Annotated in this window: 11 protein-coding genes; 8 read left to right on the forward strand and 3 right to left on the reverse strand. The window is 65.6% G+C overall.

Going from position 1 to position 10,898, the window contains the following annotated elements:
• The first annotated feature begins 1 nt into the window (after position 1).
• Together NZL82_RS16860 and NZL82_RS16865 are read left to right on the forward strand one after the other, a co-directional pair.
• Positions 2-325 carry a hypothetical protein gene (locus tag NZL82_RS16860; RefSeq protein ID WP_261270910.1) on the forward strand — a complete coding sequence of 108 codons (324 nt, stop codon included), beginning with the start codon at positions 2-4 and terminating at the stop codon, positions 323-325.
• Between the two features lie 48 nt (positions 326-373).
• Positions 374-682 (forward strand): hypothetical protein, encoded by a 309-nt coding sequence (locus NZL82_RS16865; protein ID WP_261270911.1) that lies wholly within the window; start codon positions 374-376, stop codon positions 680-682.
• 64 nt (positions 683-746) lie between these two features.
• On the opposite strand, the gene NZL82_RS16870 is transcribed toward NZL82_RS16865, so the two are convergent.
• Positions 747-1,454 carry a FadR/GntR family transcriptional regulator gene (locus NZL82_RS16870; RefSeq protein WP_261270912.1) on the reverse strand — a complete coding sequence of 236 codons (708 nt, stop codon included), beginning with the start codon at positions 1,452-1,454 and terminating at the stop codon, positions 747-749.
• 223 nt (positions 1,455-1,677) lie between these two features.
• On the opposite strand from NZL82_RS16870, the gene NZL82_RS16875 reads away from it, so the two are divergent.
• The 3 genes from NZL82_RS16875 to NZL82_RS16885 all read left to right on the forward strand — a co-directional run bounded on the left by NZL82_RS16875 (position 1,678) and on the right by NZL82_RS16885 (position 5,355).
• Positions 1,678-3,642 carry a CocE/NonD family hydrolase gene (locus NZL82_RS16875; protein WP_261270913.1) on the forward strand — a complete coding sequence of 655 codons (1,965 nt, stop codon included), beginning with the start codon at positions 1,678-1,680 and terminating at the stop codon, positions 3,640-3,642.
• 116 nt (positions 3,643-3,758) lie between these two features.
• Positions 3,759-4,928 (forward strand): GAF domain-containing protein, encoded by a 1,170-nt coding sequence (locus NZL82_RS16880; RefSeq protein ID WP_261270914.1) that lies wholly within the window; start codon positions 3,759-3,761, stop codon positions 4,926-4,928.
• Positions 4,888-5,355 carry a response regulator gene (locus tag NZL82_RS16885; protein ID WP_261270915.1) on the forward strand — a complete coding sequence of 156 codons (468 nt, stop codon included), beginning with the start codon at positions 4,888-4,890 and terminating at the stop codon, positions 5,353-5,355. The genes NZL82_RS16880 and NZL82_RS16885 overlap by 41 nt, the downstream gene beginning before the upstream one ends.
• Before the next feature lie 20 nt (positions 5,356-5,375).
• Here the strand turns inward: NZL82_RS16885 and NZL82_RS16890 are convergent, their stop codons facing one another.
• Positions 5,376-5,837 carry a MarR family winged helix-turn-helix transcriptional regulator gene (locus tag NZL82_RS16890; RefSeq protein WP_261270916.1) on the reverse strand — a complete coding sequence of 154 codons (462 nt, stop codon included), beginning with the start codon at positions 5,835-5,837 and terminating at the stop codon, positions 5,376-5,378.
• 96 nt (positions 5,838-5,933) lie between these two features.
• On the opposite strand from NZL82_RS16890, the gene NZL82_RS16895 reads away from it, so the two are divergent.
• The 3 genes from NZL82_RS16895 to NZL82_RS16905 are packed head-to-tail and all read left to right on the forward strand — an operon-like array spanning position 5,934 to position 10,194.
• Positions 5,934-7,127 (forward strand): HlyD family secretion protein, encoded by a 1,194-nt coding sequence (locus NZL82_RS16895; protein WP_261270917.1) that lies wholly within the window; start codon positions 5,934-5,936, stop codon positions 7,125-7,127.
• Positions 7,124-8,713, forward strand: a complete 1,590-nt coding sequence (locus tag NZL82_RS16900) for an MDR family MFS transporter (protein ID WP_405051387.1) — start codon at positions 7,124-7,126, stop codon at positions 8,711-8,713. Before NZL82_RS16895 ends, NZL82_RS16900 begins: the two co-directional genes overlap by 4 nt.
• A gap of 8 nt (positions 8,714-8,721) precedes the next feature.
• Positions 8,722-10,194 (forward strand): efflux transporter outer membrane subunit, encoded by a 1,473-nt coding sequence (locus NZL82_RS16905; RefSeq protein WP_261270918.1) that lies wholly within the window; start codon positions 8,722-8,724, stop codon positions 10,192-10,194.
• 134 nt (positions 10,195-10,328) lie between these two features.
• Here the strand turns inward: NZL82_RS16905 and NZL82_RS16910 are convergent, their stop codons facing one another.
• Entirely contained in the window at positions 10,329-10,718 is a 390-nt protein-coding gene (locus NZL82_RS16910) for a MerR family DNA-binding transcriptional regulator (RefSeq protein WP_261270919.1), read from the reverse strand.
• Between the last annotated feature and the right edge of the window lie 180 nt (positions 10,719-10,898).

The raw sequence follows: 10,898 nt of genomic DNA on the forward strand, positions 1-10,898 counted from the left end.
TATGAAAGTGACGGGCCGGATGGTGGTGACGGCGTGCCTGCTCCTGGCGGGATGCGCCACGACGACCAGGGAAAAACCCCTGCTGACCAATCGCGCCTTGGGCCGTGCGGCAGCGAAATGCCATGTGAAGTCGCTGGGCGTCCATTATTCGCGCACGGGCAAACTTCCTTATGGGGATTATCTGATCCCCGCGTCGGAGATCGATGCGGGGCCGAATGAGCGTCCCAGCGCGGATTGCATGCATGATGCCCTGAAAGGGTATCGCCGCGACTATCTGGGGCAGGTGGAGCATGAGCCTGGCACGCGGCCTCCGCCACGGGATTGAAGAGTCCGGCGTCGCTGGCTACTGTGAGGGCGCTTGCCGTGAGGTCCCATGATCGACGTTCAACAGGCCGAGATCGCAAACGTGCCCGGCGCCGCACCGGTCGCCGGTCCGGTGGTGACGATCCCGCGCCAATGTCCTCCCCAAGCTGCGGACGGCGAGATCATCGTGTGTGGGCGCAAGGACAATGAGCAGTTTCGGCTTCGTCCTATTCCAGCGCCGCCGCCCGATGGACTCTTATCCCGTCCCCTCCGCGTCCAACTGGCGCCGGGGGTATCATTCGGGTTTCAGCGCGGCGGTGGCTTTGGCCTGCGAACCGAATTCGGACCGGGCAAAAAGTCGGGGCAAGAAGAAGAGTGACGCACGGCTGCGTCGTGGCGGAATTGCCCTTCCGCCAATCCCCGCGCCTGCCGACATAGCGTCGTTACCGCGCCAGCGCGCGCTCCGTATCCTCTCGCGCCTGATCGACCAGCACGATCGTCGCTGCGCGCGCGGCGGCGGCGTCGGAGTCCGCGATGGCGGCGAAGAGCTGTCGGTGCTCAGGCATGGAGTCGCGGGGCAGGCGGGTACCGCGATGCTTGTAGAGCGTGGTCCAGCGGACGGCGGCGCCGATGCTTCCCGACAGGCTGATCAGCAATTCGTTGCCGGTCGCCTCCAATATGATGTTGTGGAAAAGCTGGTCGGCGGCGCGGCCCTGTTCGGTGTGCAGGCCATGGTCGCCCATCGCCTCCAGTGCGGCGCCCATGCGTGACAATTGGCGGGTGTCGCGCTTCACGGCGGCCAGTTCGGCGGCGGCGGGCTCGACGATCAGGCGCAGCTGGAAGAGGCTCTGAACGAAGCCCGCAGGGGGTTCCCCCTCGAACATCCAGGCGAGCAGTTCGGGGTCGAGCAGATTCCATTCCAGCCGCTCGCGAACCCGCGTCCCCGCCTTGGGCTTGCTGACCACCAGTCCCTTGGCAGACAACATGCGCAGCGCTTCCCGCACCACCGAGCGGGACATGCCGCGCTGTTCGGCAATCTCGACCTCGCCGGGCAGGGTCGATCCGGTGGGAATTCGTCCGGTCACGATGGCGACACCGATATCCCGCGCCAGGGCGCTATGGGCGGGTCCGCGTCGCTTCAATGTGGTCACTCGGCTGTTTCCTCTCCGAAGGGAAGGGCTTGGGCGCGCCTTTGTCAGACCTTTCTATGGGCCATGATCGCGAAAGGAAAGCATGGCGTCATGTGGGCGACCGGGGCTCCGGCACTTGTGGCGTCAATGATATAATGTAACAGGATTAAATTCGGCCAGTTGCCCTGACGCATCGATCACGGCACGATGGGCCATCAACCGATCCATGAGGGGATCCGTTTTCATGACGTTGCGTAACCTTCTGCTTGCCGCCAGCGCGCTTGCGATCCTGACTCCCGCCGCCGCGCAGCAGCGCACCGAGGCGTCGACGCCGGTCAAGGTCGTGACCGACTCCACGGTCAGCGACATTCCTGCCCATTTCACGCCCCCGACCGACATAGCCGAGCGCGATTACGACAAGCGCGAAGTGATGATCCCGATGCGTGACGGGACCAAGCTCTACACCGTCATCGTCGTGCCCAAGGGCGCGGTGAATGCGCCGATCGTGCTGACCCGCACGCCGTATAACGCCGCCGGTCGCGCCAAGCGTTCGGACAGCACGCGGATGATCGAAGCGCTGCCGCTGGCCGACGAGGAATTCACCAAGGCGGGCTATATCCGCGTCTATCAGGACATTCGCGGCAAATATGGATCGGAGGGCGATTATGTCGTGACCCGCCCTGTGATCGGTCCGCTGAACGCCACCAAGGTCGATCACACCACCGACGCCTATGACACGATCGACTGGCTGGTGAACAAGGCCAATCTGCCCGAATCCAATGGCCGGGTCGGGATGATCGGGTCCTCCTATGAAGGCTTCACGGTCGTCATGGCGTTGCTCCATCCGCATCCGGCGCTGAAGGTCGCCGCGCCCGAAAGCCCGATGATCGATGGCTGGATGGGCGACGACTGGTTCCATTACGGCGCGTTCCGCTATGCCAATATCGGCTGGATCGGTTCGCAGACGGGCTACAAGGGCGAAGGCAAGGCACCGCCGAGCGGCGGCTTCGACGATTACGAAAACTTCCGCACCGGCTCGGCGAACGACTGGGCGAAGAAATCGGGATATGATCAGCTCCCCTTCTGGCAGCGTATCGTCCAGCACCCGTCCTATGATTTCTACTGGCAGGGCCAGGCGCTCGACAAGCTGCTGGCGGCCAATCCCTCTAACGTCCCGACCATCTGGGAACAGGGCCTGTGGGATCAGGAGGATATGTACGGTGCCATCACCTCCTGGGAGGCGCTGAAGGCCAAGGGCAAGCTGGGCAATAATTTCCTGGTGATGGGGCCGTGGCGGCACAGCCAGATCAACCGGACCGGCACCAGCCTGGGTCCGTTCCAGTGGAATGGCGACACCGCCAAGCAATTCCGCGAGGATATGGTCCTGCCGCTGTTCAACCAGTATCTGAAGGACGGCCCGGCGGCCAATTTGCCCAGCGCGGCCATCTACAACACCGGCGAGAATCACTGGGACAGGCTGTCGCAATGGCCGCTGGCCTGCCAGTCGGGATGCGCCGCGCCGCTGACCCCGATCTATCTCGCGGATGACAAGGGGCTGAGCTTCGACAAGCCGGGGGTGGGGGCGGACGCCTATGTCTCCGATCCCGCCAACCCGGTGCCGCATCTGTCGCGCCCGGTGAATTTCAACGACGGGCGCTGGGGCGATTGGCTGGTCAGCGATCAGCGTCATGCCGATGGCCGCACCGATGTCGTCACCTACACCACGCCGGTGCTGACCAAGGCGGTGCGGGTGTCGGGGGCTCCCATCGCTGACCTCTTCGCGCGGACGACCGGCACCGACGGCGATTTTGTCGTGAAGATCATTGATGTCCTGCCCTCGGAAAATGCGATCGATCCGAAAATGGGCGGCTATGAACTGCCGATCAGTCTCGACATCTTCCGGGGCCGCTATCGCAACAGCTTCGCCAATCCGAGCGCGATTCCGGCGGGCAAGGTGCAGGAGTATAAGTTCCGCCTGCCGACCGTGAACCATGTGTTTAAGCCGGGGCACCGGATCATGATCCAGGTTCAGTCCAGCCTGTTCCCGCTCTACGACCGCAATCCGCAGACCTTCGTGCCGAATATCTTCACGGCGAAGGCCGGCGATTACAAGAAGGCGACGATCACGATCGAGCGCGGCGGCGCCAATGCCAGCCGTGTGTGGCTGCCGGTGGTTCCAGTCGATCAGTCGGCAGTCATGGCGCGCTGATCCACACGGGCGGCGACCGGGGGCATTGGCGCCCGGTCGCCGCCCAGGCTTTCGACTTGCCCCATATCAGCGAGATGCCCCTTGGAGGCTCCTGCCGAGAGCGCTATCTTGGGTGAGTGGTTCTTGCCCCGCCATTGACCCCGCAACTGCCCCTGACCGGTGATGCGATCGCGACGGCGGGCACCGATTCCGCCGATCTGCGGCGCTATCTGGCGCTGGTGACGGCGGCGACCGAGCGGCTGATGGCCGCCGACGATCCGGCGGCGATGATCGATTCGCTGTTCGCGCTGATCCGGGACGAACTTCGCCTCGACATATTCTTCCATTTCCGCCGCGATGGCGACGCGACCCGGCTGGAAACATCGGGCGGGCTGACTCGCGCCGAACGGCATCAGGCCGCGCTGCTCGATGTCGATGACTCGGTGTGCGGACAGGTGATGCGCGAACGGCGGACGCTGCACCTGATCGACGTTCAGCACAAAGACGATCCCTGTACCGGCTTCGTCCGGTCGCTGGGGATCGAGGTGTATATCAGCATGCCGTTGCTGCACGGCGACGAGGTGCTGGGCTCGCTGGGTTTCGGTCGGCGTACGCTGCGGCCTTTCGACGAGGAGGAGCGGCGGCTGCTCCTGCTGCTGTGCCATTATGCCGCGCTGGCGCAGCATCGGTTGCGGATCGAGGAGGCGCTGCGCCATGGGATCGATACGCAGGCCCGGCTGCTGGCGGAGTTGAACCACCGCGTCCGCAACGCTTTGCAGGTCGCGATCGCGCTGGTGTCCCACGAGGTGCGCTCGGCCGCCGACCCCGCTGTTCGGACTGCTTTGTCGCGTGCGGCGGAGCGATTGCAGGTATTGGCAAGTGCGCATCGTCCGCTTTATGCCACCGCCGATCCGGGGCTGATCGATCTGCCCGCTTTGTTCGGCGATGTGATCACCCAGTTGCGGGGCGACGTTCCCGCGGGGACCATCCACGCCCCCCTGCCTCTGGCCGTTCCTATCGAACGGGCGGTGGCGGCGGCGCTGTTGCTCGACGCGCTTCTGGAGGATGGGGCGGCGCTGCCCCGGATCGTGCTGAAAACCGAAGGCGCCGGTGGGAACGAAATGCTGCGTATCTCGTTTCAGGCGTCCGGTTGGGGGAATGCCACGGACCTGGTCGAACGGAATCGGCTGGTGTCCCGGCTGTGCCATCAACTGCGAGCGACGTTGACGAACGAGGATGATGGGTGCCTGATCTTGGTCATGCCGCATGACGGCGGCGAATATGGGCACCGCCGCGCGCATCAGTGACGATCCATCGTCCGACGAGCCGCTGAACCTCCTGGTGATCGAGGATGAGGCGTTGGTCGCGATGCTGGTCGAGGATGCGTTGACGCTTCACGGCCACCGGGTGATCGGGATCGCCGATACGGTGGCGGCCGCCATGGCACTGGCCGAGCAGGATCGCCCCGATTTAGTGTTGTGCGATGTAAAGCTGGCCGATGGCGACAGCGGACTGACCGCCGCGCAATTGCTCGCCGATCGCGGTATTCCCTGCATCTTCCTAAGCGGCAATTGCCCCGATCGCGGCGGCCATCCGCTGGTCATCGGTTGTATCGCCAAACCCTTTCGAGCGGGCAGCCTGGGAGCGGCGGTTCGGGCGGCGCATCAGGTGGCGATGGGGCAAACACCAGCCGCAGCCCCGGCAGCCCTGAGATTCTACGGCGAAGTTCGCTGACCCCATCGGGTGGGCGGGCGCTATGTCACCACCGTCGCGGCGTCCGGTGGGCCTTCGATCCGCGTCTCTATCGCCTGTTCCAGCTTGTCGAGAATTCGCCCGAACTGATCGGTATCTTCAGGCGACAACAGGCAGAAGGCCTGCTCCACCAGTTCGCGGCGCAACGGCTCGGTCTGAAGGATGACCTGTCGTCCCAGATCGGTGATGTCCAGCCGCTTGGCCCGCCGATCGATCGGATCGGCCACACGTACCACCAGCCCGTCGCGCTCCATCGTGTCGATCGCCTGGGTCACCGTGCGCGGGGCCAGCGCGAACCATTCCGCGACATCCGCCGCGCGCACCGGCGCATTGTTGGCGATGAAATGCAGCATCTTGGTCCGCGCCAGCGACGCGCCCTGCGCGGCCATGCGTCGGTCGAGCAGGCGATGGAGCCGCAGATAGATACGGCTGTAGCGAAGGGCCAAGGCATCGAGATCAGGCATATTATGAGGTAACTCAATAAATGGTCTTGCCTTATTGTGCAAGTGCGAGCAAATGCACCATCAAGTTCTATTGATTCCATCGACAGGGAGGCCTGGATGGCCGACGCTAACCAAGTGCAGGGGCAGGACGCAGGCGAGCAGGATACCGCCGAAGCGGAAGACAAGACCCCCGTTTCGCCCGGCAAGAAGCGGCGGATTCGCATCATCCTGCTGGTCGTCGCGGCGGTCGCGGTAATCGGCGGCGTGTTCTGGTACGCGAACTACAAGAGCGTCGGCCAATATATGCAGGCTACGAACGATGCCTTCATCCAGGCCGATGCGGTGACGATCGCGCCCAAGGTGTCGGGTTATGTCGACAAGGTCTTCGTGGCCGAGAACCAGAATGTCCAGGTCGGCCAACCCCTGCTCCAGATCGACACCCGCGACTATCGCGCCCAGACCGCGCAGATCGAGGCGCAGATCGGCGTTGCCCAGGCCAATGCGCAGGGCGTCCAGGCGCAGATCCGCGAGCAACAGGCCGCGATCGACCGCGCCCAGGCCGAACTCCGCGCCGCGCAGAGCGATGCCGCCTTCGCCCAAGCCGAGGTGACCCGCTACACCCCGCTTGCCGCGTCGGGGGCGGAAAGCCGCGAGCGTCTGTCGCAGCTTCAGAACCAGGCGCGCCAGGCCAATGCTCGTGTCGCGAGCGCCTCCGCCGCGCTTGCCGCCGCGCAGCGCCGCGTGGGGACGCTCAATGCACAGGTGCGTCAGGCCCGCTCGCAGGGTCAGGCCGCCCAGGCGCAATTGGATGCCGCCGAGGTCAATCTGGGCTCGACCCTGATCCGTTCGTCGATCGCGGGCCGCGTCGGCAACAAGACGGTACGCGTCGGCCAGTTCGTCCAGGCGGGGACCCGGACCATGTCGGTCGTGCCGGTCAACCAGCTTTATATCAACGCCAACTTCAAGGAAACGCAGCTGGGCCTGATGCGCCCCGGCCAGCCGGTGAAGATCGAGGTCGATGCGTTGCCCGGCGTCGAAATCCATGGCCATGTCGAGAGCGTGGCACCCGGCACGGGCGCGCAATTCTCGTTGCTGCCGCCGCAGAACGCGACCGGCAACTTCACCAAGATCGTCCAGCGCGTGCCCGTTCGTATCGCGGTCGATGCCGATGCGCAGACCCGCGCGCTGATGGTGCCGGGCATGTCGGTCGAGGTGACGGTCGACACCCGTTCCGCCAAGGGCACACTGAAGCGGATCGCCGAGCAACAGGACCAGCATAACGACGCCCAGGCGGGGGCGCGGGGCCGGTGAGCGCCGCTGCCGCCGCCTCGCCCAAGGGCGGGAAGGCCGGATCGGCCGCCCAGGCGGGCGGTCCGCCGGCCAAGGCCGACCTGACCGCCTGGCTGGCCGTCGCGGCGGGCAGCATCGGCGCGCTGATGGCGACGCTCGACATCTCGATCGTCAATTCGGCACTGCCGACCATCCAGGGCGAGATCGGCGCCAGCGGCACCGAGGGGACGTGGATCGCGACCTCGTATCTGGTCGCGGAGATCATCATCATCCCGCTATCGGCCTGGCTGGAGCGGCTGCTCGGTCTGCGGACCTTCCTGCTGATCGCCTCGATCCTGTTCACCGCGTTTTCGGTGGTGTGCGGACTGTCGACCAGCCTGACGATGATGATCGTCGGACGCGCGGGGCAGGGGATCACCGGCGGCGCGCTCATCCCGACCGCGCTGACCATCATCGCCACCCGCCTGCCGCGCGAGCAGCAGCCGATCGGCACCGCCTTTTTCGGTGTCACCGCGATTTTGGGGCCCGTCATGGGGCCGTTGATCGGCGGCTGGCTGACCGAGAATGTCAGCTGGCACTATGCCTTCTTTCTCAACCTGCCGGTGGGCGCGATCCTGGTCACGCTTCTTCTGGTCGGTCTACCGCACCAGAAGCCGCACCTGTCCGAACTGGCCAAGGCGGACTGGCTGGGCATCGCAGGACTGGCGCTGGGACTGGGCGGCCTGACCGTCGTCCTCGAGGAAGGGCAGCGCGAGCAGTGGTTCGAATCGCGCGAGATCATCGAGCTGACGATATTGTCGATCTTCGGCTTCGCCCTGTTGTTCGCCGGGCAATTCGTCGCCTCGCGTCCGGTCATCCGCCTGAAGCTGCTCCTCGACCGTCAGTTCGGCAGTGTCGTCATCATGGGCATCGTGCTGGGCATGGTGCTCTACGGCACCTCTTATGTGATCCCGCAGTTCTTGGCCTCGATCGCCGGCTACAACGCCTATCAGGCGGGCAAGGTCGTGCTGCTGAGCGGCATTCCGAGCCTGATCATGATGCCGTTCACCCCGATCCTGATCAAAAAGGTCGACATCCGTATCGCAGTGGGGCTGGGGCTGGGCATCATGGCGCTGAGCGCCGGGATCGACACGGTGCTGACGGCGGACTCGACCGGCAGCTCCTTCACCGACTCGCAGCTGTTGCGTGGCGTCGGCACGATCCTGGGCATGTTGTTCCTGAATCAGGCTGCGATCTCCTCCGTGCCGCCGTCGCAGGCAGGCGATGCCGCCGGTCTGTTCAGCGCGGCGCGCAATCTGGGCGGCTCCTTCGCGCTTGCCGGGATCGCGACGGTGCAGGATCAGCGCAGCTTCCTGCACGAACGTCGCCTGGAGGAATCGCTGGCGGCCAATTCGGGATCGACCCAAGGCTGGGTCGACGCGTTGACCCAGCAGTTCGGCAGCGCCGATGCCGCGCTGCGCATGATCGGGAATACGATCCGGCAACAGGCGTTGGTCATGACCTACAACGACCTGTTCTTCATCCTGTGCGTCGGCATCCTGATGGTGATGCCGCTCGTTCTGTTCCTCCGCCCGCTGCCCAAGGGCGGCCCCGTGGCGATGCACTGAGGCTCATGATGGCCAAGAAGCTTTCCCTCGTCCCGCTCCTTTTGCTGGGGGCCTGCACCGTGGGCCCGAACTATGCCGGGCCCCCCAAGGCCATCGGATCGGCCGCGACGCCGCCTGCCGGCTTCGCCCGCGCCGATGCGACGGTGGCGACCGCCGCGCCGGCCGTGGCGGATTGGTGGACGACGCTGAACGATCCCATGCTGACCTGGCTGGAAGACCGCGCGCTGGAGGCCAATCCCAATGTCGCGGTGGCGCAGGCGCGGTTGAAGCAGGCGCGTGCCTCGCTCCGGTTGGAGCGCGCCAACCAGGCCCCCAATGCCAATGCCAGCGCGACCTATCTTCACGCTGATCTGCCCGGCCTGAACCTGGGCGGCAGCCAGTCCGGCGAAGGGCAGGGTGGGGCCGAGGGCGGCTCCGGTGGCGGAAGCTCGAGCGGGCAGAGCGTCGACTTCTTCAACCTGGGCTTCGACGCCAGTTGGGAAATCGACCTGTTCGGCGGACGGCGTCGTACCGTCGAGGCGGCGCGCGCGAGTGCGGCGGCGGCGGAGGCCAATGTCGCCGATGCGCAGGTGTCGCTCAGCGCCGATGTCGCACAGGCCTATGTCGGGCTTCGCGATGCGCAGCAGCGCCTGATCCTGGCGCGCGAGGCGTCGCGGATGCAGCGCGATACGCTGAAGCTGACCGAGCAGCGCTTTGCCAAGGGCACCGCCTCGCAACTGGAGGTCGAGCGGTTGCGCAACCAGGTGGAGAGCACCGATGCGCAGATCCTGCCGCTCTCGGCTTCGGTCGAAACCTATCTCAATGCGCTCGCGATCCTGATCGGCGAGGCGCCGGGCACGCTCGACCAGCGGCTGGGCCAAGCCGCGCCGGTTCCGTTGCCGCCCGCGCAAGTGGCAGTGGGCGACCCGACCGCGCTGCTGCAACGCCGCCCGGACATCCGTGCCGCCGAGCGCAATCTGGCGGCGCAGACCGCGAAGATCGGCGTGGCGGAAGCGGCGAAATTCCCTCGCCTTAACCTGATGGGGATTATCGGCATCGGCGGCACCTCGCTCGACGCGCTGACCGATCTCGACAATCTGGTGACGCTGGGCGCGCCGATGCTGCAATGGAACGTGCTGAACTTCGGGCGTGCCAATGCGCGGGTCGGCCAGGCCGAGGGCGCTCGCGACGAGGCGGAGGCGCGCTATCGCGGCGCGGTGCTGGCGGCGCTGCGCGATGCGGAAGACTCGCTGTCGCGCTTCCGCGCGCGGCGCAACACGGTCGCCACGCTGGCGCGGGCCAAGGCGTCGGCGGATCGCTCGGCGGTGCTGATGCAGCAGCGCTATCGGGCGGGGGCGGCGACCCTGATCGATACGCTGGATGCCGAGCGGCAGCGGGTGGCGGCCGAACAATCGCTGTCGCAGGCGGTGGCCGGGCTGACCAACGACTATGTGGCGTTGCAGAAAGCGCTGGGTTTGGGCTGGCGCGCGCCGCAGTCATAAGGCCGGCATTTTTCCTCCCTGCAAGGGGAGGGAGACGAGCAAAGCTGGTGGAGGGGTAACCTCGCTGATAGTGACACCCCTCCGTCAGTCCTGCGGCCTGCCACCTTCCCTTGCAGGGGAGGAACAGGACGCGGTCAGGCCCCCGCCTTGGCGATCCGTTCCCGTGCCTCGCGCTCGATCGTCTCCAATTCATCGACCGTCTGGACCAGCGCGGTCATCTGCTGGCGAAGTTCGTCGACCCGCTCGCGACAGCGTTCGGCCAGTACGCGCATCTGTTCGACATGCTGCGGATCGGCGTCGTAGAGCCGCAGGAATTCCTCGATCTCGCGCAGCGAGAAGCCCAATCTTTTGCCGCGCAGGATAAGCTGCATCCGCCCCGTCTCGCGCTTGGAATAAACGCGCGCGGTGCCGACGCGGCGCGGTTCGATCAGCCCGCGATCTTCATAGAAACGCAGCGTCCGTGTCGTGACGCCCAAGCTGTTCGCGACTTCCTGAATGCCGCGCAGCTCCTCATTGTCCCCCACCGTCTATTCCCCCACAGGCCGCGCCGCCGTAGCCGCCGCCTTCGCCATTTCTTGTTAGCGTCCGCGCTCGTGGTGTAATTTCCGGTGTAGATTGAGGCGATCGCATGGGTGGGGCATGCCCCACCCATGCGAATTCGATCTCGGTGGCCACCGGGCTCATCGGTAAGGTGGAGTTACCAC

Origin of the sequence: Sphingomonas sp. LC-1, assembly GCF_025371035.1 — a bacterium.
Lineage (GTDB): Bacteria > Pseudomonadota > Alphaproteobacteria > Sphingomonadales > Sphingomonadaceae > Sphingomonas > Sphingomonas sanguinis_E.

What these genes read in the sequence shown, in the direction of transcription:
- NZL82_RS16905 (WP_261270918.1), top strand. Translation starts at nt 8,722, where the DNA reads ATGGCCAAGAAGCTTTCCCTCGTCCCGCTCCTTTTGCTGGGGGCCTGC.
- NZL82_RS16890 (WP_261270916.1), bottom strand. Translation starts at nt 5,837, where the DNA reads ATGCCTGATCTCGATGCCTTGGCCCTTCGCTACAGCCGTATCTATCTG.
- NZL82_RS16865 (WP_261270911.1), top strand. Translation starts at nt 374, where the DNA reads ATGATCGACGTTCAACAGGCCGAGATCGCAAACGTGCCCGGCGCCGCA.
- NZL82_RS16875 (WP_261270913.1), top strand. Translation starts at nt 1,678, where the DNA reads ATGACGTTGCGTAACCTTCTGCTTGCCGCCAGCGCGCTTGCGATCCTG.
- NZL82_RS16885 (WP_261270915.1), top strand. Translation starts at nt 4,888, where the DNA reads ATGACGGCGGCGAATATGGGCACCGCCGCGCGCATCAGTGACGATCCA.
- NZL82_RS16895 (WP_261270917.1), top strand. Translation starts at nt 5,934, where the DNA reads ATGGCCGACGCTAACCAAGTGCAGGGGCAGGACGCAGGCGAGCAGGAT.
- NZL82_RS16860 (WP_261270910.1), top strand. Translation starts at nt 2, where the DNA reads ATGAAAGTGACGGGCCGGATGGTGGTGACGGCGTGCCTGCTCCTGGCG.